The organism is Chroococcidiopsis sp. CCNUC1 (genome assembly GCF_023546805.1).
GTDB classification, from domain to species: domain Bacteria; phylum Cyanobacteriota; class Cyanobacteriia; order Cyanobacteriales; family Chroococcidiopsidaceae; genus Chroococcidiopsis; species Chroococcidiopsis thermalis.
The window spans coordinates 1-25,941 of the sequence record NZ_CP097481.1; the positions used below are offsets into that span (position 1 = coordinate 1).

Here is a 25,941-nt window from a genome sequence, read left to right on the forward strand (position 1 = left end):
ACTTTCATTTATTGATGCGATCTTGTAGGAATGAGCGTTTGTTACTCTCAACGACACAAGCTCAACCAGCTCAAGCTACTATACATCCGTCAAATTGGCAAAGAATTCTTTAAAACTAACAATAATTATTTAATGGACAAATCTAGGTTTAATTCAAAGCTTTAATTCAAAGCAAGGAAGCTAAACGCTCTAACTGAGATTGCCACGCTTCGTTGTAACGAAATGTGAGAACAAAGTAGCCGCATTCTTCGAGGCGATCGCGTTTGATTCGGTCTTGCTGTTGTTGCTGTGGATAGTCGTGGGCTGAACCATCGCAGAAAATTGCCACCATAGCTTCTCGATAGACAAAATCTGGTTTGGAATTGGCTTGAGAAATAAATTCTTGAGCGGCATCCGGTAGTTTTAGCCCTCTTCGATAAATTTCTGCCAGGACAATTCGCTCGAACTCGGAGTTAGGATCGGTCTGCTGTAGCAATTGCTGATATTGCACTTCACGAGAACTGCCTGCGGCGTGACGGCTAATAGTACTACCACTAAGCTGTTGAAGCCAACTACGAATTAAGTGACGGTCTAGTAGCGGATGGTCGAATTGGTTGCGGTAGGATAACAAGCATTGATAGCAGGCTTTGGTACAGCTTTGCTTCTCTTGTAGGAAGTGGCAAATATCTAACGCAGCATTGGCAAGTCGCTTGAAAGCATCAGGGTCTTCAAGAATTTGGGAAAGAACGCCTGCACCTCCTTCTGCTGCTTCCCAGAACAATAAATGCCGTCCTTGACCTAAGCGAACGGATGCCAGTTCATCTGCTTCGAGCTTATACACTGCCCCAATAGCTCTTTCTAAAGCAAACTGGAAGGTAGCGAGAAATGCTTCGGCGTTGCTAGCAGGAATGCTAACAGGCTCGACTACCAAGATGTTACAAGTATCGTCCACCATTAAGTTGACTTCTGTTTGCAGATTTTCTTGTGTCGTGTCATTACCGCGATCTCCCCATACTCCTGTTGCTGCGTCGAGCTTAAATCCCCGTTCTTGTCGCTCGCGCTTCAAGCCGCGATTGATTCGTCGGATTTTTGCGGTTTCACCATAGGTTAACCGCAATAACGGCGTTGAGTTGGCTGCCAATACTGTTGCCGTTTCTTGTTTTTGTGGCGCGTAGCGGAAGTAGGTGGTGACGTTGTAACCGTACTTGAGTCGTTCTTCTTCATCGCAGGTGATGCGCTCGCGCCTGCGGGCGATCGCGGTGTCTAAATCCAGTACGCGGTTGAGTTTAGCAGGGTTGCCTAAGCTATCGGCAACAATTTTGACACCGCAGTGTTCGCAAGTGTCGCGCAGCGAATCATCGCCTTCGTGGAAGTAGCCGCAGGCAGGACAAACGCTGACGCGGACGTATTTATCTTCAATGCCAGCAGCAGGGACTCGCATTTTGGCAATCTGGAATTTGGAGCCTTCGTAGTAAACGACATTACTGGGAGCAAACTCGCGGATGGCAACGACGCGAGGGCGAGAGATAAATCTGCCCCTGTCGCCAGCAGGAATATAAGCTCGGACTGGGAGGCGAGGAAAGTTGTATCCTGGCAGAAAACCTTCAGCCGCAAAGTAACGGTAAGGATAAAACTCTAATTCAGTTTGGCTCTTTCCAGAACCCACCTGCCCGACTAATAAATCGATTTGTCTGCGGGCTTCTCGTTCCTGTATCTCGGCTAGCTTTCGCTCGTCTTGAGTCACGCTACCTCTAGCAGCACGATCGATTGATTGCCGCGCCTCGTCGCGTTGCGCGATCGCATCGCTGTAGAGTCTGCGCCACCGTTCGCACTTGCGATCGAATGTAGATAGAGCATTTTCGATTGTTAAGCGCAACCATTCTTGGGAATACCAGGAAGCTTGCTCTAGATCCCCACGGCAGAAGGTATCGACCAGGATTTTTCCAGCAGCTTGGAGGCATCGTTCCCGAACGTCAACTGCTAGTGTCAGCTGCGAACGTACAGTATCTTTTAGCGGATATCCTGCTAAACCCAGATCGAGAATTTGATTCATCGATTCTCCCAAATCCTGTCCTGTATGGGCTAACCAAACAGAATAAATGTGGGATTGAATCAAATCTTGGTTGCCGAGTTCCAGTTTAGGGGGCGCTACTACTCCTGCCACCATTTGTTCTGGGCGTTGGAAGAAATACTGGTCGTGCCCGCTACCTACAGAAGCATAGGTCATCACCAGTGCTTCCTGTCCGCTGCGTCCTGCCCGACCGCTGCGCTGGGCGTAGTTGGCAGGAGTCGGCGGCACATTCCTGAGATGGACGGCATTGAGATCGGAGATATCGATGCCTAACTCCATTGTGGGAGAGCAAAACAAAGATGCTAATTGCCCAGTGCGAAACTTCTCTTCCCGCTCCTGACGGTCTTCGTTGCTGACCTGTCCCGTATGCTCGCGCCCTTCCAAGCTGTGAAGTTGCTGGGCGTTGCCCTGATAAAAATCTTGGAAAAACTGATTGACTTCAATTTGCGAGTCTTCGCTGCCCTGAAGCCGCTTCGATACCAGCGGGTCGGCAGGAATCTTGTCAACTGTTCGAGCTTGCCAGATCGTGCAGTCAATGCGTAGCTGCACCTGCGTCCCTTCAATTTTGAGATAGCCTGCCGTGCCTAAAGTATTGACTAATGCTTGGATTAGCAAATTATACTCTGGCTCGGATAATGGTTGTTGCAGGTGGGTCCAGGTGGCAGTCGAACGCAGGAAGCGACCGATTTTACTACGAGAGGTAAGTTTGACTTTGACTTGCTCCGAGCCACCGCTAGCCGTAGAAGCCCAGGTCGCTGTATGCAGGCGCTCGTCAGGATCGAACTTCCAGGGATCGGCGATCGCCTGTGCCACTTCCCGCTTCAGTTGGTCTAGGCGATCGCTTTGCAGTAATGCGGCATCGAGCGCCAGTTCTTTGCGGAGATGATCGAGTACGGCTTTAGTGACAGCTAATCTTTGTGCTGGCGTAGCTTGGAGTAAGATTGAGTGAGGATACATTTGCCACAGTTGCGGATCTTCGCAAGTTGCCTCCAGTTCCTCGTACTCGATTGTCAATAAACCGCATTGTTCCAGATTTGGTTGGACGATCCGCCATCCCCGTCGCAGATCTTCGTAAAGGCGGTATTCAACTAACTCGCAAAAAATTCGCTTGTTGCGCTTCTTGCCAGCGCCATACTCGGCAGGTTGGATAGCATAGCTGGACTGGTCTAAATTCATCTGCTTGACGACTTCGCTAGCCAGATTACTGTGCGTGAGCCTTTGATTGGTTTGGAGGGCTTTATTCAATGCTGCCCGCAGAAAGCTGGTCTGGACGAAATCGTTGAAATGTCCGGCTTGCAAAGAAGCATCCTGACGATTATCCGTAAAGCTGAGAATTTTGGCAGCTTCCGGTTTGATAGCGGGACTGGATTTTAAGCGATTTACTGTAGAAAGACAGATGAGAGTTGTGGCAGTGCTGCGACCTTCGCTACTGAGTCGAGAAAGCTTGGTAAATTCGTGCTTTTTCCTGTCATGTACCACACCGCAATTGGGACAGAAAAGAAAGGGCTTGGGGACAAACCAACAACTCGTGCCTGACAATAAAGAATTAGTCACTTTACCGTTGGCAAGGACTTGGAGTTTTTGGGGAATGTGCGTGACATATTCCTTTTTCGCAACGCGACCCCGCTTTTTCGTGTCGTTAAACCAGCTATCGGGGAGGCGGTCTTCGTCGCCAGTATTCCAAAGTCCAGGTTCGTCTAGGGTAAGGTAGCCTTCATCGATCTCAGCATCGCTGGTGTCGAGGGCGATCGCCAGTTGAGGAGCGATCGCGTAGTTGTCTTTGTCGTAGCGCACCACGTAGTAGTCATGTCCGCACTCGCGGCAGAAGACGAGGGGATAGAGCAGGCGATCGTTGGTAGTCGCGTACTGCCCTTCCAGCGTCAAAAAGCGTTGTTCGCGCGACTCGATTGTGGCGTAGACGCTGCCCCCTTGGGAGATAAATTGATGCAGGCGAAAGGCAAGTCCTTTGGTTTTGCTGCCCCAAAGAAACATCTGCTTGAGAGTTTCGCGGCAGGTATCGACTGGAATTTGGATTTGAGCAGACAGTTGCTCGGCTCCGGTAGCAAGGGAAATTGGCGTGCGGCGCACTAAATGCCCTTGCTCTTCGGCTAGCCCAAAATTCATTTCAATCCAGGCACTTAGGGGATGGGATTTAAAAGCAGCTAGCGATCGCTCAGAGAAAGGAGGCAAGCCTGCGATAATGCTACGGTGGAGTTCTTCCGTACTGGGGACGGAATGTTTGATGGAACGCTCCAGAGTTTCATCAATTACGTTTTCCGCTCTGACTTCCACGCCAAACAATTTACTAGCTACCCCAGCTACAGTTTGACGGCGATTCTCCCGACTGCCTTCGGTAGACATGGTGGCGCTAGTACCGATACACAAAAGCTCTTGACCGCAGCGTTGGCGCAGTTTGCGAATTAAGATAGCAACATCAGCCCCTTGTCTGCCTCGGTAGGTGTGCAGTTCGTCTAATATCAAGAATTTCAGTTCGGGGGAGGCTACCAACTTATTTTCGTGAGTGCGGGAGAGCATTAACTCCAGCATCACGTAGTTCGTGAGCAGGATTTGGGGCGGATTGTTTTGAATTTCAACTTTTTGCGCTAGGCTTTCTTGTCCGGTGTATTTCTCGACGCGAATGTGGCTGTTGGGAACTTGACTTAAGAATTTGTCAAACTCTTCTTTTTGGGAGTTAATCAGGGCATTCATGGGGTAAACCAAAATTGCCCGTACTCCTTTGATTTCGGGATGGCGCAGCAGGTCATCGAAAATTGGCACTACATACGTCATGCTTTTGCCAGAACCCGTGCCTGTGGTGAGAACGTATGGTTCTTGGCGTTGGGCGGCGAGAAATGCTTGTTCTTGGTGGTAGTGGAAGATGTAGGGTTGACCGTTTCTGGAGAAGTAGCGATCGCATTCGCGATGAAGTACCTCCCTTTGCACCAGTTTAGTCACAGTAGCACCCGATCTATAGGATGGATTGAGTTGCACCAGTGGATCGCGCCATAGTTCGCCCCGTTCGAGTTCCTGGTCTACAAATGCTGCTACTTGTGGATCGCGAATTTTGAGGAAGCTTTCGATATAGCGACGGTAATCTGCAATTACTTCATCCCGCAAATTGAAAATATCTAGGGCAGCTTGAAGGTTGGGGGCATCTGACATAAAGAACTGCTTTGCAAAAATAGTTTTGCGATGAGCGCGATCGCGCTTTGTTCTTGTCTTAAGATGCCCAGTTTAGCTATCTAGATCGCAAACCTTACAGATGCCCCGCTACGTTGCTTGAAAAGTTATCTCTAAACTTTGGTCAATTTCCTACGTCTGCTTTTGACAATTTCTGGAATAAATTGATTCTTAGATTCCTGTCCCTCGAAGCCAAGCCGAGTGTAGACGTTTCCGCCTACTCCTGGGATGACCTCGCCTTCAAGAGTACGCTCGTCATCTTTAGCAAAATAAAAGAACTGAAATTTATCGTAAATTGATTGATCAAAGTTGCTTTTCAGTTTCTCCTCTGCTTGAAAATACATAACTGGAGCCACAATAAAAATTTTCCCTGGTTCAATTGTTTGAATTAAATCGGCAATATTTGTCTTAACTACGCAAGCACCAGAGATAATAGATTTGACAATAATTAGATAGTTAACTGTTTGATTTACAGGTTCTTGATATTTTTTAATAATTGGAGCAACTTTTAAATCTTCAATTTCAAAAGGGGAAAAGCGGTGATTCCAAAAACACGCAAATGCCACTTTTGGCAAATGTTTTTCCAGTGGGATGAGCATACCTTTAGCTAAGAAATCTGCATCTTCAACCGTGCAAGCAAGATATACATTACCTTGAGTATCACCGGACACTTGCTTTCCGACGCAAGGCGACAGGAACGCAGTTTCCTGACTAATTTGAGATAGGACTGCACTACCAAGAAGAGTACCGAGCTTGGTCATAGTGTCTTGATAAAGAGCTAGTGAGGTCTGCTTATCGGCTATGGTATCGAGTAAAGCCTGAATGCTTCGATCTACAAGGTTTGAATAGGTTCTTGTCATATTAAGAAACTCTCAAGTTCATCAAAGCAGGTAGGTTGCTGTCTTTTAACAATTTCCTGAAAACGCCCAAACTGCTTCGTGTCAACACTGTAAGGCAAAGTACCCCGATCGAGTCCGTTTTTATACTCCCAATCTAGAAACCCCTTGGTCAAATTATATTGGAAATCTTCGATTTTACTCAAAATGTTTTCAACTTCAGGGTCTAGCTGCCACTCTTGACTGAAAGAACGGATGAACGAAGGTGATGATTCTTGAGCTTTTCTTAATATATCAACGATGGAGACGTTGGACTTATCGCTAGAAACCCATGCTCCCAGTAGTACTGTTGCGACGCATTCAATCTTATCTGGTGCAGGATTGTCAAAGGCGCATAGATACTCTATAGCCTGTTGAAAGGCTTTTTCTTTCTGAATTACTCTAACTAAGTTAGAATCATACGGAAAATAAACTACTGTACTGTACTCACTAATAGTAGTAAGTATATTTGCTTCCAAGCTAGTTTTTAGCTTGGCATTGGAAACTACTAAATTAATCTCTGACTCTCTTGAGATAGACTGGTTTAGCTCGTATTGCTTGTTAAAGTCATCGAAAATTGATTTCAGCCCTGCGCCCCAAGCAACATTTGGACTATTCTTCATCTGATAGTGGCGTAGAGGCGTTTCATCTTGACAATCGATGATAAGATCGTCTACGAATGCTAAAATTTGGCTTGAACAGCGTATATCTTTGTTGTTCTCAATGACAATTTGTGACAAGAGTGCTATTTGATATATAGCAAAAAAATTCTCGTAGGTGTTACCTTTGGCGCTACTAATTCCACCTCGATTTTTATTTGTCAAATAGGAAACAACTTCTTCATCAAACAGCACCCTGATTTGCTCAAGCTCGTACATTCGCTATTTAGATAGAATGATATTTATTCAAATATCTTATCTCAGGTTCCCAGCTTAATTAGCGATCGCTAAATATTTTCTGAGATTTTTTGGGCAATAAGTTATTATACGAAGCATCGCCACTTAAGAGGCGTAGACGGCGATCGCTAGCAGTATTCATTTTGGTTATTTTATTTGAATGAAACTTGTTTTGTGAATCTCTATTAATCATATGTCATTACTACGTATTACGAGAAACAAGAGAGTTTTATTGCTCCCGTACTATTTTTCTTATTTCTTCTACATCTAACTCTAGTACGTCTGCAATTTCTTGAATGCTAAGTCCTTTTTGCAGTAGTTTCGGCACTAGTTTAACTTTAGCCCTCAACTCTCCTTCTTCTGCGGCTTCTTGATAAACCTTGGTTCCTCTTATAAAGTTTACGTTCAACATAGCTACAATTCCTTCTTTGTGGTCAATATTTGGGAACGAAACGATAGAGGATTACTGCTCTCGTGCTATTTTTCTTACTTCTTCTATATCTATCTCTAGTATCTCTGCAATTTCTTGAATACTAAATCCTTTTCGCACTAGTTTCGATACTACTTCAACGTCTCTTTCTAATCTGCCTTCTTGTTTAGCTTCTTGATAAACTCTAGTTTCTTTCAATAAGTTTATATTTAACATAGCTTCAATTTCCTCTCTACTCATATTAGGGAACTTGTAGACAACGATTGTCTCTATAAATTCTATAACTTTTTGCTGAATTAGGGGATCTGTCAACTCTTCTCTGGCGCGGTTAACAAGCTGTTTGGCTAGTTCTCCGGTTCTTTGCTGGCTTGCTACGACTAGACGCACAATTTTTATACCTAGAGTCTCTTCTGTTGCTTCTTCAACTTCGTTTAGGTAGAAGCGTCGTAGATGTGGTTCTACCAAAGCGCGATAACGTGGGGGAAGCGTAGCTTCATTGCTGCGGCGATCGTAGATAACAACTGCATACCAGTCTGAATTGAGAGGTTTATATTGACTGAAATAAAGAAAAATACCTGTAAACAATCTGTCATAAAATTCTTCGTCTTTATAAAACTGAGTTTCGACGAAGTAAAGTGGCTGATTGAAAAACTCTTGGCGAGTTGAAAATACTCCGTCTAAGCGCAAGCTTGTTTGTTTAAGTTCTGGGGCAGTGAATTCATAAGCGTTAGAGTTGATATTAGGTTGTCCAATGAGTTCAAAGAAAATGTTAGGTATTTCTTTAAATATCTCATAAAAGATTGAGTCAGTTTTCATGACATGATTATCAACATCTAATCGAGTGATATTTTACTATAATGATTTTATCATCTAGATATTAAGGTAAATCAAAATGATTCTTCATTAAGCTAGATAAAAGCTGGCTCAAAACTGCAACAGTAATTGCTCCACCTTTTTCTTGTACTATTGTCATAGCTTTATTCCACAATGCTTCATTTCGTGCAGCGTCTAAAAAATCATGACCTGCCGAAGTAAGGCTCCTTGGAATTGCTTGTGGACTTGTACTACTCAAGTTCGTGCATCTGATACCTTCAATTAAACCAGCTTGTATCATGAGATAAGAGTGATAGTGAATCTGCTCTTGGGCATAACCCTCTATTAACATATTTGTAGGTGCATAACCAGATTCCTGACTTTCTATTTCAATCAGTATTTTTTTTACTAATTCCATGTCACGCTTCATACGTTATGTCTCCTAAATATTCATATCTATAATTTGCTGCCATTAACTATCAACAATTAACCATCAACAATCAACCAAACATTCTGTCCCACGCTTCTAGCACTAATCTTTGAGTGCGATATTCACCGAATTGTTTGATTTCGTTGTTCTTCAATACGCGAAAAGTTTCGCTGGGGAAGTCGGAACCGTAGACATCAGCAGGGTCGAGAATATAACGGAGTTCGTCGCGGGTGAGTCCGTAGAGTTTGGCATAATATGCGTCTAATTCTGCTCTTAATAACGCCCGTCTTTCGCTATTCCAAATAAAGGGTTCGCCGTCATATCCCATATCTTGGGCGAAGGGTTGCATATCCCAGGCGGTATAGACGAGTTCGAGAACGCGGCTGCTGATAAATTCGATATCTTCTTGGGTGTATGCTTCTGGGGGTATGATAGGAAGTTGTTTGACAATAAAGTAACTGAAGTCTGTAGCCCCTATCTTTTGTCTAGTTACAAAGTCGAATATGAGTGAGTTTAAGTTAGCTAAGAAGCAAGTAACTAACAAGCTATATTTGGTATCTATTAAAATAATTGGTGCTTTATGACCGACCGCTAATTTAGGTAGCAAGCTAAAAATAGCAGTGCGTTCATCAGTAGAACGGCAAATACTTCTAAAAGACAGCAACCACTTTTTTCTCCACTTATCGCCTAATCGATTTTCTACTTCGTTACGATTAACCCAGTAACGCGGTTGAACAGTAAAAGACCGATCGCACTTTTCCACATCTGTCAAATCGCGAGTATCACCACTGTTAGTATAAGTTGCCCAACGGTGATCGAACTGGTGAAACATCTTTGCTTCGTAGAGAGGAACTAAATCATCACCAGCTTCATTCCTAAACAACCCGCTATCATTTGCCATGTCAAACATACGCATAAATGAACCACCCCAAGGGTTGCTACCTGTTTGCTCATTTTCTAAAACAGGTACGCGCTGATAGATCTTCTTGGTTAATTCAGCATCACTACGAGTACGAAAAACAGGACAAGTCAGAGTATTAGGATTTAGTAAGGCAATATCTTGAGGTGAAAGCTGAAACAAACGCGATTGATTTTCTATCTGCCTAGGTTGAGTGAGAAAGAAAGAAAAGTTACTTTGTTCGATCGGCTTTCCATTGATAGCTAGTAGCGAAAATTTATAGCTGCGATGTACAGCAGAAAAAATTGCTTCTCGATTCTCAAAATCATACAGACTTGCTAAAGCCTGCTTTTGCGTCAAATCTCCAAAAAACTTTTTACAAGTGTCATCTGTGGCAATTCCTGTAGGAACAATAACGCCAACTCTGCCATCAGGAGAAATCAACTTTCTAGTTGTTTCAGCAAATACAGCATAAGTATTGATATCACCTACAGCAGTTAAGGGAAATCTCATTGACTCGCGGATAAACTTACTTTGCGCCTCAGCATCATGTTTCGCCTCTTCAAATGCTTGCGCTAAATCTAGGTTTTTCTTCGGCAATTCCTTGATTAACTTCTCCCGCGCAGCCTTATTCTCAGCATTCGCAATCTCAGCATTGCGAGAAGCAAAAAACTCTTTTTCCTGTAACTTAATCCGTTCCCAAGGTGGATTTCCTAATACGCAGTCAAATCCACCTACTTCAAATACTTCTGGAAATTCTAAACACCAGTGGAAGAAGTGTTTCTCTTGAGCTAGCTTATTCGCCGCTTCTACTACCTTCTGTGTAGATGTATTCCCCCGTAATAGCTGAGTCAATGCTGCTGTTGTCGGTAACAATTGCAGATTTTGTTCAGTCAATGGCATAAAAAATGCAGTCGTCCACAGGTTACAGGCGGAATAGTCGCGCCACCAACCTCGATCTTGACGACTTTGTTGATACTGGACTTGCTTTTGCCTGACATCACCTGTTGTAAATTCTGCGATCGCCCCTACTTCTTTAGCTGCTTGAGCATACAGCGATCTATCCTGTTCTAGATTGCCCTCAAAATCTAAAGATAATTGCCCTTGTAGATCTGTCTCGCGTTGCTTTTTATTCTCTTTCTTCCAACGGCTAGCTAATTGTTTGTCATCGCCAGTCACGGGTTTAAATGCCTCATCGGGGATACCCTCATCCAGACAAGCTAAATCCAGCACTCCCACCAAGGAATTACCGCACTTAATCCGATGATCGAGAAAATTTAGCGGTAAGCCACGATTAAAACCCTCAATCCACAAAGCAACTTTGCACAAATCGACTGCTAACGGATTCAAGTCAACTCCATAGATGCAGTTTTGCACGATATCCCGTATAGCTTTGCGTAACGGTTCTACCCCTGGTTGTGCTTCCCCCGTCCTGGCGATCGCCAACTCCTTGCCAATCCGCCGTGCTGCGGCTAAAAGGAAATGTCCCGAACCGCAAGCCGGATCGCACACCTTGAGGCTGAGTAATGCTGCTTCCTTTTCTGACTCAGTTTTCGCCTCTTTCAACTTCTCCTCAATGACAGGTTCCAAAGCACTCTTAATCAACTGCCCTACGAGTTCTGGTGGCGTGTAGTAAGAACCAGTGGTTTTGCGATCGCTCCCCGTCACCAACTGAAATTCATAAATTGAGTGTCGTTGTAGAACTTGAGGATGAAAATCGAGCAAACTTTCATAAACGCTGCCCAACTCCTCCACATCCAGCGCCGCATAATTCACCCGCCTTGAAAGCTGTCCCTTTTGTTCGTACAGGGATAGCTGCCGAATTGCCAACAATAGTTCGTGATTGTCGATCGCATACTCATCCAAATGCTTGAGTGTTTTCGAGCCAAACAAGTCACCATTCAAGGGCGAAAGCCCCAACACTTCCCCCCGCCAGTTCTCGTCAAATAACCGAAATGTTACCCGCAACCCTTGCCATAAATCTTGGAAACCTTCACGCCGATAGCTGGGGCGTTCTGCCAAATTCCGCAAGCGCGTGACGCTGTAATATTCTAAATAAATACGTGCTTTCTCTGGATCTTCGTCCGTTAGTAACAAATTTCGTGCTTCTGCTACCATCAAGAACAGCAGGCGGTAAATCAGCAATAGCAATTGGCGATAGTAAACGGTGTCAGCTAGTTCTCCCGACTCAAAGGATTGCCGTAACTGCCCGTTATTTGGATGTTGTAGAAAACCAGTACCCAGCAATACCAAAGCTTTTTCTACACCATCACGCAGGCGATCGCGTACCCGTCCCCCCTGCTGAATCGCTTCTTGGTGGTAGTATTCCAGCAAGCACGCATCGGCATCGTCCGCTCCCTGCGGCAGTCGGGAGCGGTGGAAGAGACGGTAGAATAAGCCAAACTCGGCAAAGTTCTCGCCATTGAGAATTTGTTCTAGGTCAAACTCAATGAAAGTGAGGCGAGTCATTAACGAGGAATCGCGCAACAACCGCCACTGCAATCCATTGGTGACAATCCCCCACAAATGCTCGGTGCGATTGAGGTATTCTTGCATCAGGGCGTGTGCCGAAAGTCTCGGCGTACCGCTAGGCGGGCGCTGTTCTAACTTGACCCGACAGCCAACGACATGAATCGGCGGTTTATCCTCGCCTACATCGGTGCGGTGGGAGAGGGCATAAGTTTGCCCGTCTATGACTTCAGCTTTGGCTGTATAAACTGGTTCGTAACCCAAACTGCGTAATAGCGGTACTACCCACTGTTCGCGGGTCACAGTCGTTGCCAAGTCCCGCTCCGGCAATCTCGCCACTGCCCGTTGAAATGCCGCCCAATATGCCTTGGCATCGCCCCAGGCGATCGCGATTTCATCTGCCAGTTTGTCAGCTTTAGTTAAGCCAAAGTCTTCAGATGTCTGTCCTTTATGCTCTTTGGTATTGCCAGCTATCAAATCTGCTGTTAGATCTGGGGCAATTAAGTTGCCCTCAATTTGCACTCCTGTTAGTGCCCCTGCGACTGCACTCATCTGTTTACCTTCCGCTGTCCTGGCTGTAAAATCAAAATTCCTAAAATATCCATCGGCAGTTGGGGCTTGACTCGCACCTGCCCTTCCTTGGTAATGCTTCTGACGCGACGGTGTGATTGGGAAAGAGCGTGCGATCGCCGTTCGGCAATCTGCCGTAACTCCTCAGCGAGATCCCCAATTCGCTCTAAGAATTGGGCGATTTCCAGACGCTTTCTGCCAATTGGCAAGTCGTTGACAGGTTCGGCTTGCTGTAGCAGTTCTCTTGCTGTTTCATCTGGCAGCCATAGGGCATTGGCGGGCGAGCCAGTAAATCCTGCCACAAGACACTCTTCTGCCAGTAAACTTTCGTGTTGGGGAGTCTCTAGCAGATGTCGCAGTCGCAGTAATAAGAGAATCGTGCGCTTATCAACCGCATCAGTCACGGTAAAACCACACCGAGCAGCAGTAGGATTGTCAGCATTGTCTAGCGCCTCTTCCAACAAGTACCGCGCTAATCCTTCCACTAGTGGGTGGTTGCGGCCGATATACTCTACTCCTTCCGGTACGGGTGTTGTAAAGGAAATCGTTCGCTGTTTGTCGCCTAAGACTGCTTTCAGGCATTGCGGTGGCGACGATAGCAACCAGCCTTGCTTCTTTTTGATGAGAGAACTGTTTAACCGCTCGCAAGCAGACCGGACAAATCTTTCCACGTCACGTTCGTCACCTAAGATTTGGTCGGACTCGACTAACTCTTGCTCGACTTCAGCTGGTTTAATCGCCCGTTGAGCAAAACGAGTTCGGCTGGTCTTTTCCCGTTCCACTGCCCTGTCCCAGGATTGATGCACCTGATTGAGGGGAGTTTCTTCTGTCTCCAACAATTCAAGTAGTGATAGCTGCTTAACTTCGGGAGCGCGTTCAAATAGTGACTTAAATACTGCTTCCGTCACCGTGGCGCTATCCATCGGTACGGGTACGGTAATGCCCAACGTCTTGTGGATTTGCACCGCCTTACGAATCAACACCTCCAGCACTGCACCATCCACTGGGTTATCTTGACCGTAGAGCAAGTAGCTTTTGACAACTGAGATCGTTTGTCCGTAACGGTCAATGCGTCCCTCTCGTTGCTCTAAGCGATTTGGGTTCCAGGGTAAGTCGTAATGTAAAACCGCACTAAAATGTTCCTGGAGGTTGATCCCTTCACTCAAACAGTCGGTAGCCACCATCACCCGTTGGGGATAAGATTGCAGATCGGCTAACTTGTTTTCGCGTACGTCTTCGGACAATTCCCCAGTAATTGCCAGGACGCGGATGTTACTGCCTCGCCTCTCCAGCTTTGAAGCCAGCGCCCCTGCCACGTAGTTAGCCGTAGCAATGTAGCGACACCAAATAATTGGACTGAATCCCTCCTTCAGTAGTGATTCGACCGTAGCGATCGCAGAGTGCAATTTGGCATCTTTTTCTCCTTGCAGTTTTTCAGCCTGCTGGACGAAGGCTCTTAACTTCCGTCGCTGGGAGTCGCCATAGGATTGCTGTCCCTGTTCCACGACGATCGTTGGTGCTGCATCAGTGGCTTGCTCTTGTTCTGTAGGGTCGTAGACGTAAGCCCCCAGCAGGTCTTCATCAATATCACTAACTAATTCGCCCACATCTCCTTCTTTGCTTGCTTGCCGCGTCAGTGTAGCGATCGCAGCGGCGGGAGAAGACATGATGCAGCGAATCAAAGCCAAAGCCGACCAATACCGCCCTCGTCGCTGGGCATAGCTGAGTCGGTCATCTGCTGTCTTGACTAGCCCGCGAGCAAAGTTATAAACCTCTTCAAATAGATGGCGGTATTCTTTGGAGAGTCGATAGGGTAACTCTAATGATTCTCGTTCGGGAAACGGCGTTTCGTTACCCAACCACGATTTCACGTCAGCACGACGGCGCTGGACGAAATGACTGGCGAGTTGGATGCGCTGTGCTTCGCTGAGGCGATCGAGATCGAACTGTTCAAACTCTGGTTCGAGCAGACCCAGAATAGATAAAAATGAAGCTTCAATACCACTATGAGGTGTAGCTGTCAGCAACACCAAATGCCGCTCTGTCTTTGCCGCCACTTGCTGCACTAACTGGTGGCGTTGCTGAACTGAGGTATCCCCAGAATTACCGCGAGCGCAAGTATGGGCTTCATCTACAATTACCAAGTCAGGACAGTGGGTGAGGAAACTGGCACGGCGACGTTCCGACTTAGCGTAGTCGAGGCTGACGATGATGTGGCGGTAATACTCGAAAATGTGGCGATCGCCCGATGGCAGTCCTCGTTCCAATTTTGAAACCGTACCAGAACGAATAACGACGGCATCAATTTGAAACTTCTGTTGCAACTCCCGCTGCCACTGGTCGCATAGTTGGGGCGGACACAAAATTGCTAGGCGTTTAACTTCACCGCGATCGAGTAGTTCGCGGGCAATCAGTCCAGCTTCAATCGTTTTCCCAATGCCTACGTCATCAGCAACCAGCAGCCGCACCGTGGATAGACGCAGTGCCATCAGTAGCGGTACGAGTTGGTAGGGGCGCGGTCGAACGGATAATCGCCCCAAACAGCGAAACGGTCCTGCTCCACTGCGTAAACTAAGCCGTGCGGCATCCATCAGCAGTTGGATAGCTGCGTGGTCTTGAATGGCTTCGGGTTGGGGTAAAGGAAATTGGGCTGGAGCGATCGCTTCTATTTCTATATCTAGCGATTGGTAGATGCCACAAATGAGATCTTCATTACCACTTAAAGGACGCAGGCGAATAATATCTGTGCGATCGGAAGGTAGCACGACCCAGGAGCGATCGCGACAAGTAACTATAGAACCTGGTGTGGGATTTAGTTTTTCCATCAACGTGTCCTTTGGGCGCGATTCGCTTGCGTTCCTGTCAATAAGGCACGCAGATATTCCTCGATCGAAGCCATATGCCACCAACCCCTGATTTCTAAAAGTGTTTGGTTAGTAAGTGGCGATCGCCGCAAAAGTGCCATTAGACGAAAGTCACTGTTTCATTTGAAAACTAATTAGCTAAATACTTAGTCAACAATTCCTCGCCGCGATCTCCCATTTGTTCTATGCATTGCCAAATCTGCTGCCGCGCTAGTGGTAAAGGTTCGCTACGCCCGTTCTCCCAACGGTTAATCGAACCGCAGGTAACTCCCAAATGGGCGGCAAACTGTTCTTGTGTCAGCCCGATCGACAACCGTAATTCGCGAACGAGCTGACCGATTTGTGGCTGATTCATTACTAAGGGTCTTTTGACTGACATCTGACTTCTTAACTCCAGTTCGGGCGCTATATGGGCTAACACTTGTCGCATCACATCCCACATCGTATTTGCTGTAGAGATTTAGCGTAACCAGAGAAAATAACGATCTTGGGTCAGCAACGAGCTATAGTAATTAGATGGAGTTCGACAAATGATTAGCTTTCCTTATTCAAAAGATTTACCGAAGGCAATAGCTAATTTATTTGCGATCGGTCAGTCTTTTTAGCACTGCTTGCATAAAAACTTCATTTAGTAGAAATGACTTGCGTAAATTCCGCAAATATATAATAAGTATGGATGAGTAATGGTAGTTTTAAATATTCTCCGTATACTGACATTGTGCAGCTTCTATTGACTGGGCAAAGCAACGCGAACAGCAATTTTGGGTAGCGAAAACTCGTTTGCGAGTGAGGCAAGTGCAGATAAATTTGACCTCAAGCAGTATGTTCAGATCGCTAGTGAAGGCTTAGAATATCACAGGTTTCTATTACGTGAGGTTATGACCTGAGCCAATGAAGAGCGAAGTAGGAAAGAGCTTGGGAAAGGCAGTCGTTATCTTGCCTTCCGTTGAGTAAACCCAACCAGATGCTGATGGAGCGAGTTTATTTTCAATTTCATGCCGAACTAAATGACTTTTTGCCTCCAGTGAAAAGACGGGTTTGGTTTGTGCATCAATTGCTGGAAAAGGCAGCCGTCAAAGACGCGATCGAAGCTTTGGGCATACCGCATCCAGAAGTTGACTTAATTTTAGTCAACGGTGAATCGGTTGATTTTTCATATTTAATTGGCGATGGCGATCGCGTTAGCGTTTATCCTATTTCAGTAAGAGTTGAGGCAAGTCCTCCCTCTCGCGTGCGACCACCACAACTAGCACAGATCCAGTTTGTCCTAGATATCCATTTGGGCAAACTTGCCACTTACCTGCGTTTGTTAGGTTTCGACACCTTGTATCAAAATGACTACGAGGATGAAGAGTTAGCTAAAATCTCTAGCCGCGAAAACCGAATTTTATTAACCAAAGATCGGGGATTGTTGAAGCGCAGTATCGTCATTTACGGTTACTGCGTGCGGGAACAAGACTCGTTTAAGCAAGTAGTGGAAGTCTTGCGGCGCTTCGATTTATTTAACGCGATCGCCCCTTTACAAAGATGTTTGCGCTGCAATGGTTTGTTGCAATCGGTGACGAAAACAGAAATCGGCGATCGCCTCCCACCGAAAACGAGAGAATTTTACGATGAATTCTCAGTTTGTCAGGATTGCGCTCAAATTTACTGGCAAGGCGCGCACTTTAGCCGCATCCAAAATTTCATCAAACGGATTCAAACGAGTATGACTAAAATCTGATAGTTGCTAAATGACCCAATTCACTGCTTGACATAGAATACAGCCTTTGGCAATCGAACAAGCGACCGACAAAGCGCGTGCGTCTAGTGGCAGAATGAAAAGCATTAGACTTGAAGATCGATGAATATGCCTTTTAACATCCGTCAGCTAGATAATCTCTCCTACGATGATGTTGAACCGATCCTCGACAACTACATCAATGGCGCGATCGAACAATTTGTCAACTCTCCTGAAGGAGAAGCCCACCTCAAGAATTACCCAGAAGGTGGCGGTTGGATTGGCACCTTCATTGAAATGGGCTACAACTACGGCGAGACGACGCTGCCCAAAATGACGAAAGGGGACGTACAAACCCTGATGGAATATACTCTGCCGCGCAAAGTCACCATTTTCGATCCAACTGAAGCCGAAGATGCCATTCCCGAACTGGTTGCCTTCTGGCAGTTTCTCCAACGGGAATACAACCTTCGCAGCGCCAAGGCGATCGTCAAATATCTGGAATCGCTGGCATCCCAATTTCCCAACATGATGAGCGATCCCTCCAAAGGTGGTATTGCCAAAGCATTTATGATGATGGGTCATCATGCTGGATTTGATATGACCACTCCCGAAGGCATTGGGGCATTTCAACAACAGTACAACGCCAGCCTCAAATCCGATCCTCCTGACCTGACTACCAATGCGCTGAAAAATTTGATTCAGGGGGATTAGCTTTGCCGGACTCCGAGCGACCGACTCCATCCCCGTCCAAACCGAAAAGAATGGGAATGCAAAAGACTCCACCCGCGAAAAAGACTCCGCGCAAGAGAACTAGCCGTAAGAAGAAATGACGCTCCGAATTCGTGGAGTCGTCAAAGCGGCTCAAAAGGCACAAGATAGCTTAAATAATGGCATCTCTTCCCAGGAGGTTGCTGCTTTTAAAGCATTTGTCACTAGCTCGCTTGAAGAGATCGAGCAATTATGCGATCGAGGGCGGATGACACCAGAGCAATTGCCAAGTAGATCGCGTTTGGCTTACTCCTTTCTCAAAGGGATCGATTTGGATAATTTACCCGTTTTAGAAAGTTGTATTGCCTCTCCAAAAAAAGCGCCCATTCCTCTCAAGAACATTAAAGTACGGCAACGAAGTATTTTGCAGCAACTCTCATACCTAGCTGCCAGTTCCACCCCAAAAACTGGTTCATTCCAAAAGCTGCTTGACTCTTTAACACACGCTGTTGCAGAAATTGAAAACATTTGCCTCCAACAACAGGCAACACCAGCCGACTTAAGTAGCTCCTCTGGCTCGATTTATGTTTGGATGAAGTTTTTGAGCGATCGATCCCATCTACAATTGCACCTTCAGGCGACTCGTTCTACCCGGCAAATTGCTCAAGCAGTTTCTCGAAAGCATTGTCAGGAGTTAGGAAATGTAACAGTTGAGGTGACGTACCAGGCAGGATTGTACAAATACAGGCGGCAAGGAAACGTTGCTACTCTCACCATTAGCGAAGGATTTATCCATGCCAACGGGGAAGTTTTGACAGCACTGGTGACAGACGCATTGCTGGGCAAGAGCCAAGAGCGATCGCGGCTCGTCAAAGATTTTGCTAATTCGCCAGAATACAGTCAAGTGCTACTGGAGTTGGACTCTTTTGCCTGTGAGAATCGAGACAAAGCTCAAGGCAAGTGCTACGACTTGGAAGAGTTATTTGATCGACTCAATCGCGAGTATTTCGCTTCAAGTTTGGTCAAACCACGCTTAAGTTGGACTCGATTAAACACTTACCGCAAGTTTGGCTACTATCATCCAGCCAAAGACCGAGTAGCGATCAGCTCAACTCTGGATGATGCACGGATTCCCCAGTTTGTGGCTGAGTTTGTCTTGTATCACGAACTTCTACACAAATATCATGGAGCAAAAATGGTCAATGGCAGACGTATGGTTCACACTCGTGAGTTTCGACTCGACGAGCAGCAATTTAAGTTTTATCAAGAGGCTTCTAGATGGCTGGAAAAGTTGGCTTGGAACCAATCCCAGGTTTTTGAGCTAGAGCAATGGCTGTAAGTTATCCAGCTTGGGTTGCATCAAAAGCTTGAGACACAGTCGTTTAACGTTGCTGGTGAAACTTAGGGCAACAGTAAAATTCTCCTCATTCTATGTCGCTGCATCAGTGCCGCTGTATACCTATAGTGATATTGCCACTTTAATAACCAACATCTTTAATAACCAACATCCACTGCTGGGAATACTTGACAGGGCATTTATTGCGGGCTATCATTCAACCATATGGTTGAATCAACTGCGACTCTCGATCTGATTTTTGCAGCTCTCGCCGATGCGACACGCAGAGACATCCTGAAGCGTGTATCGAGCGGAAAACACACCATTAGCGAATTAGCCCGCTCGTATGCCATGTCTTTAGCAGCGGTGGCGAAGCACGTCAGCGTGCTTGAGAAAGCCGGACTCGTGACTAAGTGTCGAAGTGGCAAGGAGAAAGTGATTCGGATTGAACCAAAGGCGATCGAAATAGCCGCAGCGCATCTGAGCAAGTACGAACAAGTCTGGGCTGCCCGCTTCGATGCCTTGGAAAAATTATTAGAAGAAAATTGACAAGTAGGAACATAACTGTATGGCAGTTCTAAAAGTAACAGTCCCAGAAAATTCACAAAATATCTTGGGCATCGTCACGATCGATGCTTCATTAGAAAAAGTATTCGAGGCGTATGTCAAAGAGGAACTCTTCGCTCAATGGTGGTGTCGCGGTAATCCGATGAAAGTGTATCGCTTTGATTGTAGAGACGGCGGCAGCTGGCATATCGCCGAGCGATCGTCAGATGGTAACGAATATGAATTTACTGGCTGTTTTCACGAAGTCGCTAAAAATCGACGGATCGTGCAGACATTTGAATTTTTGGGGATGCCAGAACGCGGACACGTCATGCTGGAAAAAGCCGAGTTTGTAGCGATTAACGATCGGACAACTGAGATTCGGACGCACAGCACCGCTATGAACCAAGAAGACCGTGATGGCATGGTGGCAAGCGGAATGGAAAGCGGCTGGCGGCAGTCCATTGAAGCTCTCGGCAAGCTTTTAGAATCAGAGAACTAACTTTCGCAAACCGATCGGTCGAAAGTCCGATTATGGATGGAAACAGCCGATTCCAAAAGAGCGAGCGTGGTGTCGCATCACAACCGCGCTGCACCGGAACGTAGCAATACGATCGGTTGAGTTGCAAAGGCGATCTGCCGCCGCTGCCAGAATGCCGTTAGGCTTGACCAGCATTCTCAGGACACGCGATCGTTCGCTCTTCCCAGCCAGAAATTAATCGCGTCTCGCTTGAGCACAAAACTTTAGCTTTGCGCTCAAAGAAAGCCATAGAGAGAATATTAATTAATGCTAAAAGAGCTACTCCAGCTAGCAAGTATCAGTTACCCTCTTGGCAGTTATCGCTCGTCAACTCTATGTCACCGACAATTGAAGCCCAATTGATTGAATTTCTACAACAGCAAATTGGAATTTCCGCTCCTTCAACTCTAGCTAGCACGGGTTCAAGCTCAAGCAACACATCTGTTACCAATCGTTTTGTGGCAAGAGAATTTGTTAAGTCTAGAACAACTAGAACAAGTATTCGATTGGTGGTCAACAGCCGCTCGTTCAACTACTACAAACGCTCTCGAAAAACCAACAACAGCAAGAATTAGTTAAGCAGCGAAGGTTGAGACAGCGTTTATAGTAGGAGCGACACGATTTATTTACTTGCTAGAAAAAATATTAGTTTATGACAATTGAGGAGATCTATCAGTTTTTTGCAGCCCAGCCACCGATTTATTTAAGCAGCGAACAGGCAGCTTGCTATCTGCTGTCAGTGTTGCTTATAGAGGAATCCTACGGAACCCAACTGATCCAGAAACTGGAAAGCGACTACCCCCGTATCGGCTGTCTGACACTGTCCTCTATGCCGCCTTGAATTTCTTGGAAACCGAAAGGGCGCTCGTTGCTCGTTGGCAGAAAGTGGAAGGACGCGGTCGTCCGAGGCGAATGTATCAAGTTAGCCAAGAGTGGCTTGAAGAAGCACAGAAACTAGCCGCTTTGTGGACGAATAGCGTTGCTCGAAAGCCTCAAATGTCTATGGCTGTTGCCGTTTGACAACAGAGCAACTCGCGAAGTGCGATCGCATCTCAAATATCTCAACTATTTGACGCAGCCAGCGAAATTCGCCCGCATCACGAAACAGCTACTAACTGATTACTCAGGAGGCGACCGCGCTTGAAAAACTTACCCCACAACCCACCACCACAAAACTCGTTACCACCCGTAACTCGTTGGGAACTAATTGACGCGATCTCCAAACTGTACGTCATTCGAGACGAGCCAACTCAATTGAGAAGAATTCTTAATAAATCCAGAAAACCTTGTTGCTAGTAGTTGCAAAAGTCCAACTCAAGCTGTCTCTCTGCTATAGTTTGAGCTGTTGATTTTGACTTGACGAAAAGCTCAAAACATCAAGTCACTCTTTGCCGTAGGATAGTAATTGTGAAGGAAATCTAAACTCAATCTCACCAGTGAAGATCAAAGGCAACGGACGCGCCAAGATACTAACTCAAGCTGAACTAGAACGCCTATTTACACGGGGCTTCCTCACCCCTAGAGACAAGCTACTATTCGCGATCGCGTATTATTGTGCCTGTCGCGTCAGTGAAGTGCTAGCGCTGACGGCGGAAGATTTAGCGGGTAGTGTGGTGACGCTGCGTAAGTCTACCACCAAGGGCAAGATTGCCACGCGCACTCTGCCTTCACACCCAAAGCTACAGGGATATTTAGCAGCTTACCACCCGCCATCTGGTCTATTGTTTCCAGGACGGAGCAAGGACAAACCGCTCACCAGGGCAGCTGCCGATTTGATTCTCAGAGCTGCTTGCCAGCGGGCGAGGATTAGGGGTGCTTCAACTCATTCATTCCGCCGCACGGCACTCACGAGCATGAGCAACGCTAACGTGCCGATCCGCGTAATTCAGGAAATATCAGGGCATAAATCGCTCACAGCTCTCCAGCGCTATCTAAAGGTGAAGCCAGACCAGGTAGAGTCGGCGATCTCGTTGTTAATTTAGTTTACCCACCAGCACTTGAAGTAGAAGCAGAAGTGGATGAGGCGGATGTTGTGGCTAGATCTTTTCGGAAAAGTTGGCTCTGCCAACTCTTAGGAGCGAGCCAGTAGTCGTAGGTCAGACAATCTCGGTCAGGAAATAGCAAGAAAGCGCCCAGGAGGTAATCGATCAAATTGTCGTAGCTCTGGATGCGGGTGAAAGATTGCAGCTGTGTTAGTACCGTCAAGAATGCTTGTGACCTTGCCTCTCCTATCGCCCTCATCTCCCGTTCTTGCTGCTTGGAGAACTTGACTTTCGTGCCGTGCCAATTCCACAGCAAGCAGCACTGCTGTAGCGATAGATGAAGCGGTTGCAGTAGCAATACGGCACGATAATATAGCCCAGAGCGCCTCAGCATATAGGGATGAATTGGGAAGGGAAGATTGGCAGTCTCGCCTGCTAGTGCAATTATATAGTGTAGCGAGCGCTGATTCAGGCGCGATCGCCGTTCTGTGGCGAATAACCAATCGCATCGACGCTCTTGTGCTAGGTGTTGTAGCAATTCCATTTCAGGAACACACAGAGGTTGAAGATTGACTTGTTTGTGCAGGCGAGCCCCACTTTTGAGTTCGCGGTTGCGGATGATGTAGAGCGTTTTTCTGGTCAAGTCTAGGTCAGACCAACGCAGCCAACATAGTTCGGATGGCTGTAAGCATTGGCAGAACAGCAATAAGGCGATCGCCTTGTTCCTGGTGGGGTAGCGAGTCCGCTCCATCGCCGCGATGACGGCATCGACTTCATGCAGGTAGAGGAATTCTCGTTCGCGGTACTTGACAAATGCAGTTTTGAGCGGTGGAGATGTCCTGGGCATGGAATAGAACAGAATAAATTTTTCGGCAAAGTCCGCGCTTTAATTATGCCATGCCCTAAAGTATTGAACCTAAAGTATTGGAGACGTAGAGGCTGTAAACGAATAAAAAAGTTGGAAAATATGTAAAAAAGTTAGAAAATAAATAAAAAAGTTGGAAAATATCTCAGCAAGGGTAGATCTGCAAGTAACCCTTGCTAAGGTTTGATTATGGCGCTTGGGTAGAAGAGACTGGACGCAAGCGATCGCGCCTGAGCTAAAGAATGGAGGCGTTGGTTGGATCGAACGCAGTAATAGGGAGAATTATCAGCCCTCGATTCTGGTACTTTGGTTAAATTTGAGTCAAATTTTCCAACTTTATTATCTAAAAATTATCTAAAACTTGACTGAAAATCTCCAAATTTTCTAGTCATTTTCCGCTCTTTTTTTTCTGTGCTTGCTACTGTGCCACGTAAGAATAAGGATTCCGTGTCCCCAAATTTTCTTACTTTTTTATTTGTTTACAAAAGTAGTATTGAAGACGTAGAGGCGATCGTTTAAAGATACAACAAAGCTAGCTTTATTGAGATTGCGAGCGAATCCACTGGCGCACAGCACGAACCACACCAATGTCATCTTCGGTGGCAGCGAGTTGGAGAAATTGCTGCAATAAGGTTCCAGAGATTGCGGGAAAGGTAGGGCTAAACTCGCACTCGACATAACGATTGTCTTGTAGTTGATAGATTGTCACCCCCTGACGCTCGGTGTAGCGCCAAACTTCAGGAATGGACAGCTGCAGGTAGATCCCGAAACGACGGCGCGAGGAACTCGTGATATCTACCTCAATTGCTAAATCTGGTGGGGGATCGGTATTGAGATCGATCCGACGACGACCAAGAATGCGTTCGAGGTTTTGAATATAGAAACAGGAATCCGGTTCGACTCCCTGTACCATTTCTTCTCGATTTAGTGTAGTAGAGCCATAGCCGCGCAGCCTTTGGTTGAATTCCTCAGCTAGGGTGCGGACGATCGCTTCCAGGATGCGACTGATGAACTCGTGTAGTTGGGATGGCATAATAATCTCCAAAACCCCTTGGCTGTATGCCAGACGAGCCGAACGGTGTTCGCCCAAGTCTATGAGAATGGCTTGATAGGTCTGCCATGTAATGCCGTCGAGAACAACATATTGTGTTTGCTGATGGGATGGCTCTTGTAGTGTTTGCACCATACAATCTATTCCTAAAGCAACACTCACACTCAAAGGGAAAGGAGATTGCCCTAATTCACCCATAAGTGTTGAGAGTTCGATTGTTTTAATTTTATATTCTAACTGGAAAATGAAATTGATGTTCTATTTAGAATTAGAATATTAATAACTAGAAATTTGCCAAATTCCAAAAGCGAACCATAGACATCCTATGCCATTAGTTGACCAGCAGCTCATAGCCCAACTCGTGCAAGAGCGCTCCCAAACTCAGATGAGTGGAACGCAACCGCCTAGTGCAGCAAATCCTCGTGTAGGACAGCAACATGAGTGGTCGCATCTGGAAAAAGAGCCGATCTATTTACTCAAGCTGACAGTCAAAGTGGGAGTGCAATCGCTGAAGTTAGACGGATCTCATTTAGGGATTGGGGATGACGTACTGAGATTGTTGGAGAGTGCGGCAAAGGGTGGCTATGCCGCCAAGATCAACCACCGCCTCAAAGATGCTGCTACCAAACTCCAAGCACGGCAGAAAATCATCTACAACCGCTACACCCTTTTGAGCGAACCGTTCCGCTTCGTCCACGAATCGGCATTGCCCGATGCCCTAGAAGCAATTGAAGGGATGATGGCAGAAGCTGATTCTTTGCGGCAAGGAATTTTAGCAACATACGAATCAGAATATGCTGGTTTCTTGTCGTGGGTGGAGCAAGTACTACAAGCCGCAACATTAGAACCAAAAGCAATTGAGCTGGCGCTGCGGCAGTATGCTGGTGCTTATCCTACTAAGGAGGAACTGCAAATAAATTCATTGCAGGTTCTAGTGGAAGGACCGATAAAAATTCCTTCCCTGCTAGAGCGTTCGGAGCGCGAAGCAGAAGTGCAAAGGCAGCAGGCAGAGGCAGAGGTAGCTGCTGTCGAACGCCAAAAACTCAAGTTAATCGAGCGATCGCAGGAGACATTACAGCAGACTTTAATTTCAACTTTATATGACGCGCAAATCAGAAGTCGGGACGAAGCGGACGCAAAGCTAGCGCAATTGCTAGAGAGCTTCAATTTGTCGGGAGCGGATGCGACATCGAGAACGGGACAGAAGTGGGACACCTTAATTGCTCGCTTGCAAGTATTAATGCAATACGATCGCGATTTAGAGCCGATTGTGGAGAGGGCGAGGCAGTTGGGGCAGCTCTACCTGAGCGACAATCCCGACTTAGATCGAGTACAGCAACACTTAGAAGACTTCCGAGCCATGCTGAAGCAGCGCGTGCAGCAGAAAAACTCGACTGGGGAGGGACTTGCCAACCTAACGAAGGCGTTGGCACTGGATGCAGGTTACTCCGAGTTATTGAGGCAACTAGACGCGATCGCACAGCAGCCAGATCCGGAGCAGTTACGGCAACTCAAGGGTAAGTTAGCATCGATGGAGAATTTATTTAAATTCCGTACCAAAGACTTACTCAAGCGCTGGGAGATTGCTGAGGCAGCCGTGCGCCAGTCCTTGGGATTAGAAGCAACAGCCAAAACAAAGGATCTCGTTACTGCTCCAGATGCCGTCGATAGCGACGAGTGCGAGCGTGACTCGACCGCTCGACCTTACGACCCAGAGGCAGGATTTTAGGAAAAC

At 46.4% G+C, this 25,941-nt stretch carries 22 protein-coding genes and 1 pseudogene; 9 read left to right on the top strand and 14 right to left on the bottom strand.

The window, feature by feature from the left end; genetic code table 11:
* Positions 1 to 166 precede the first annotated feature (166 nt).
* The 10 genes from M5J74_RS29395 to M5J74_RS29440 form a co-directional block, all read right to left on the bottom strand.
* Positions 167 to 5,212 carry a DEAD/DEAH box helicase gene (locus M5J74_RS29395; protein ID WP_250017419.1) on the bottom strand — a complete coding sequence of 1,682 codons (5,046 nt, stop codon included), beginning with the start codon at positions 5,210 to 5,212 and terminating at the stop codon, positions 167 to 169.
* A gap of 131 nt (positions 5,213 to 5,343) precedes the next feature.
* A complete protein-coding gene (locus M5J74_RS29400) occupies positions 5,344 to 6,090 on the bottom strand; it encodes a hypothetical protein (RefSeq protein WP_250017421.1) in 747 nt (248 codons plus the stop codon).
* A complete protein-coding gene (locus M5J74_RS29405) occupies positions 6,087 to 6,983 on the bottom strand; it encodes a hypothetical protein (RefSeq protein WP_250017422.1) in 897 nt (298 codons plus the stop codon). Before M5J74_RS29405 ends, M5J74_RS29400 begins: the two co-directional genes overlap by 4 nt.
* 247 nt (positions 6,984 to 7,230) lie before the next feature.
* Positions 7,231 to 7,413 carry a hypothetical protein gene (locus tag M5J74_RS29410; protein WP_250017424.1) on the bottom strand — a complete coding sequence of 61 codons (183 nt, stop codon included), beginning with the start codon at positions 7,411 to 7,413 and terminating at the stop codon, positions 7,231 to 7,233.
* A gap of 51 nt (positions 7,414 to 7,464) precedes the next feature.
* Complete coding sequence (locus M5J74_RS29415; RefSeq protein WP_250017426.1) at positions 7,465 to 8,247, bottom strand: Rpn family recombination-promoting nuclease/putative transposase; 783 nt, start codon at positions 8,245 to 8,247, stop codon at positions 7,465 to 7,467.
* A 61-nt stretch (positions 8,248 to 8,308) separates the two neighbouring features.
* Positions 8,309 to 8,674, bottom strand: a complete 366-nt coding sequence (locus tag M5J74_RS29420) for a DUF2513 domain-containing protein (RefSeq protein WP_250017427.1) — start codon at positions 8,672 to 8,674, stop codon at positions 8,309 to 8,311.
* Positions 8,675 to 8,744: 70 nt separating this feature from the next.
* Entirely contained in the window at positions 8,745 to 12,593 is a 3,849-nt protein-coding gene (locus M5J74_RS29425; RefSeq protein WP_250017429.1) for an Eco57I restriction-modification methylase domain-containing protein, read from the bottom strand.
* The gene (locus M5J74_RS29430) at positions 12,590 to 15,436 is read right to left on the bottom strand and encodes a helicase-related protein (protein WP_250017431.1); all 2,847 of its coding nucleotides are present in this window, start codon (positions 15,434 to 15,436) and stop codon (positions 12,590 to 12,592) included. Before M5J74_RS29430 ends, M5J74_RS29425 begins: the two co-directional genes overlap by 4 nt.
* Positions 15,436 to 15,576 carry a hypothetical protein gene (locus M5J74_RS29435; RefSeq protein WP_250017433.1) on the bottom strand — a complete coding sequence of 47 codons (141 nt, stop codon included), beginning with the start codon at positions 15,574 to 15,576 and terminating at the stop codon, positions 15,436 to 15,438. Before M5J74_RS29435 ends, M5J74_RS29430 begins: the two co-directional genes overlap by 1 nt.
* Positions 15,577 to 15,605: 29 nt before the next feature.
* A complete protein-coding gene (locus tag M5J74_RS29440; protein ID WP_250017435.1) occupies positions 15,606 to 15,830 on the bottom strand; it encodes a DNA-binding transcriptional regulator in 225 nt (74 codons plus the stop codon).
* A 615-nt stretch (positions 15,831 to 16,445) separates the two neighbouring features.
* Here M5J74_RS29440 and M5J74_RS29445 point away from each other — a divergent pair.
* The 5 genes from M5J74_RS29445 to M5J74_RS29465 all read left to right on the top strand — a co-directional run bounded on the left by M5J74_RS29445 (position 16,446) and on the right by M5J74_RS29465 (position 20,290).
* Positions 16,446 to 17,198: a Mut7-C RNAse domain-containing protein gene (locus tag M5J74_RS29445; protein WP_250017437.1), complete on the top strand. Its 753-nt coding sequence runs from the start codon at positions 16,446 to 16,448 to the stop codon at positions 17,196 to 17,198.
* A gap of 120 nt (positions 17,199 to 17,318) precedes the next feature.
* The gene (locus tag M5J74_RS29450) at positions 17,319 to 17,909 is read left to right on the top strand and encodes a hypothetical protein (RefSeq protein WP_250017438.1); all 591 of its coding nucleotides are present in this window, start codon (positions 17,319 to 17,321) and stop codon (positions 17,907 to 17,909) included.
* Between the two features lie 115 nt (positions 17,910 to 18,024).
* Positions 18,025 to 19,245 carry a SprT-like family protein gene (locus M5J74_RS29455; protein ID WP_106216131.1) on the top strand — a complete coding sequence of 407 codons (1,221 nt, stop codon included), beginning with the start codon at positions 18,025 to 18,027 and terminating at the stop codon, positions 19,243 to 19,245.
* A gap of 222 nt (positions 19,246 to 19,467) precedes the next feature.
* Positions 19,468 to 19,791: a metalloregulator ArsR/SmtB family transcription factor gene (locus tag M5J74_RS29460; RefSeq protein ID WP_250017440.1), complete on the top strand. Its 324-nt coding sequence runs from the start codon at positions 19,468 to 19,470 to the stop codon at positions 19,789 to 19,791.
* A 19-nt stretch (positions 19,792 to 19,810) separates the two neighbouring features.
* Positions 19,811 to 20,290 carry an SRPBCC domain-containing protein gene (locus M5J74_RS29465; RefSeq protein WP_250017442.1) on the top strand — a complete coding sequence of 160 codons (480 nt, stop codon included), beginning with the start codon at positions 19,811 to 19,813 and terminating at the stop codon, positions 20,288 to 20,290.
* A 30-nt stretch (positions 20,291 to 20,320) separates the two neighbouring features.
* On the opposite strand, the gene M5J74_RS29470 is transcribed toward M5J74_RS29465, so the two are convergent.
* A complete protein-coding gene (locus tag M5J74_RS29470) occupies positions 20,321 to 20,464 on the bottom strand; it encodes a hypothetical protein (protein ID WP_250017444.1) in 144 nt (47 codons plus the stop codon).
* A gap of 300 nt (positions 20,465 to 20,764) precedes the next feature.
* Here M5J74_RS29470 and M5J74_RS29475 point away from each other — a divergent pair, with 300 nt between their 5' ends.
* Positions 20,765 to 20,887 carry a DUF2949 domain-containing protein gene (locus M5J74_RS29475; RefSeq protein ID WP_250017446.1) on the top strand — a complete coding sequence of 41 codons (123 nt, stop codon included), beginning with the start codon at positions 20,765 to 20,767 and terminating at the stop codon, positions 20,885 to 20,887.
* Positions 20,888 to 20,960: 73 nt separating this feature from the next.
* Positions 20,961 to 21,328 (top strand): annotated as a pseudogene (locus M5J74_RS29480) (PadR family transcriptional regulator).
* A 77-nt stretch (positions 21,329 to 21,405) separates the two neighbouring features.
* Here the strand turns inward: M5J74_RS29480 and M5J74_RS29485 are convergent.
* Positions 21,406 to 21,543, bottom strand: a complete 138-nt coding sequence (locus M5J74_RS29485; RefSeq protein ID WP_250017448.1) for a hypothetical protein — start codon at positions 21,541 to 21,543, stop codon at positions 21,406 to 21,408.
* 201 nt (positions 21,544 to 21,744) lie between these two features.
* On the opposite strand from M5J74_RS29485, the gene M5J74_RS29490 reads away from it, so the two are divergent.
* Entirely contained in the window at positions 21,745 to 22,290 is a 546-nt protein-coding gene (locus tag M5J74_RS29490) for a site-specific integrase (protein ID WP_250017450.1), read from the top strand.
* Between the two features lies 1 nt (position 22,291).
* Here the strand turns inward: M5J74_RS29490 and M5J74_RS29495 are convergent, their stop codons facing one another.
* Positions 22,292 to 23,137 (bottom strand): tyrosine-type recombinase/integrase, encoded by an 846-nt coding sequence (locus M5J74_RS29495; protein WP_250017452.1) that lies wholly within the window; start codon positions 23,135 to 23,137, stop codon positions 22,292 to 22,294.
* A gap of 556 nt (positions 23,138 to 23,693) precedes the next feature.
* A complete protein-coding gene (locus tag M5J74_RS29500; protein ID WP_250017454.1) occupies positions 23,694 to 24,404 on the bottom strand; it encodes a Uma2 family endonuclease in 711 nt (236 codons plus the stop codon).
* A gap of 127 nt (positions 24,405 to 24,531) precedes the next feature.
* On the opposite strand from M5J74_RS29500, the gene M5J74_RS29505 reads away from it, so the two are divergent.
* The gene (locus M5J74_RS29505) at positions 24,532 to 25,935 is read left to right on the top strand and encodes a hypothetical protein (RefSeq protein WP_250017456.1); all 1,404 of its coding nucleotides are present in this window, start codon (positions 24,532 to 24,534) and stop codon (positions 25,933 to 25,935) included.
* The last annotated feature ends 6 nt before the right edge of the window (positions 25,936 to 25,941 follow it).

What these genes read in the sequence shown, in the direction of transcription:
- M5J74_RS29450 (WP_250017438.1), top strand. Translation starts at nt 17,319, where the DNA reads ATGAATATGCCTTTTAACATCCGTCAGCTAGATAATCTCTCCTACGAT.
- M5J74_RS29445 (WP_250017437.1), top strand. Translation starts at nt 16,446, where the DNA reads ATGGAGCGAGTTTATTTTCAATTTCATGCCGAACTAAATGACTTTTTG.
- M5J74_RS29410 (WP_250017424.1), bottom strand. Translation starts at nt 7,413, where the DNA reads ATGTTGAACGTAAACTTTATAAGAGGAACCAAGGTTTATCAAGAAGCC.
- M5J74_RS29400 (WP_250017421.1), bottom strand. Translation starts at nt 6,090, where the DNA reads ATGACAAGAACCTATTCAAACCTTGTAGATCGAAGCATTCAGGCTTTA.
- M5J74_RS29415 (WP_250017426.1), bottom strand. Translation starts at nt 8,247, where the DNA reads ATGAAAACTGACTCAATCTTTTATGAGATATTTAAAGAAATACCTAAC.
- M5J74_RS29470 (WP_250017444.1), bottom strand. Translation starts at nt 20,464, where the DNA reads ATGCTGGTCAAGCCTAACGGCATTCTGGCAGCGGCGGCAGATCGCCTT.
- M5J74_RS29485 (WP_250017448.1), bottom strand. Translation starts at nt 21,543, where the DNA reads ATGACGTACAGTTTGGAGATCGCGTCAATTAGTTCCCAACGAGTTACG.
- M5J74_RS29440 (WP_250017435.1), bottom strand. Translation starts at nt 15,830, where the DNA reads ATGAATCAGCCACAAATCGGTCAGCTCGTTCGCGAATTACGGTTGTCG.
- M5J74_RS29420 (WP_250017427.1), bottom strand. Translation starts at nt 8,674, where the DNA reads ATGAAGCGTGACATGGAATTAGTAAAAAAAATACTGATTGAAATAGAA.
- M5J74_RS29465 (WP_250017442.1), top strand. Translation starts at nt 19,811, where the DNA reads ATGGCAGTTCTAAAAGTAACAGTCCCAGAAAATTCACAAAATATCTTG.
- M5J74_RS29500 (WP_250017454.1), bottom strand. Translation starts at nt 24,404, where the DNA reads ATGGGTGAATTAGGGCAATCTCCTTTCCCTTTGAGTGTGAGTGTTGCT.
- M5J74_RS29435 (WP_250017433.1), bottom strand. Translation starts at nt 15,576, where the DNA reads ATGGCACTTTTGCGGCGATCGCCACTTACTAACCAAACACTTTTAGAA.
- M5J74_RS29455 (WP_106216131.1), top strand. Translation starts at nt 18,025, where the DNA reads ATGACGCTCCGAATTCGTGGAGTCGTCAAAGCGGCTCAAAAGGCACAA.
- M5J74_RS29405 (WP_250017422.1), bottom strand. Translation starts at nt 6,983, where the DNA reads ATGTACGAGCTTGAGCAAATCAGGGTGCTGTTTGATGAAGAAGTTGTT.
- M5J74_RS29430 (WP_250017431.1), bottom strand. Translation starts at nt 15,436, where the DNA reads ATGGAAAAACTAAATCCCACACCAGGTTCTATAGTTACTTGTCGCGAT.
- M5J74_RS29495 (WP_250017452.1), bottom strand. Translation starts at nt 23,137, where the DNA reads ATGCCCAGGACATCTCCACCGCTCAAAACTGCATTTGTCAAGTACCGC.
- M5J74_RS29460 (WP_250017440.1), top strand. Translation starts at nt 19,468, where the DNA reads ATGGTTGAATCAACTGCGACTCTCGATCTGATTTTTGCAGCTCTCGCC.
- M5J74_RS29505 (WP_250017456.1), top strand. Translation starts at nt 24,532, where the DNA reads ATGCCATTAGTTGACCAGCAGCTCATAGCCCAACTCGTGCAAGAGCGC.
- M5J74_RS29395 (WP_250017419.1), bottom strand. Translation starts at nt 5,212, where the DNA reads ATGTCAGATGCCCCCAACCTTCAAGCTGCCCTAGATATTTTCAATTTG.
- M5J74_RS29425 (WP_250017429.1), bottom strand. Translation starts at nt 12,593, where the DNA reads ATGAGTGCAGTCGCAGGGGCACTAACAGGAGTGCAAATTGAGGGCAAC.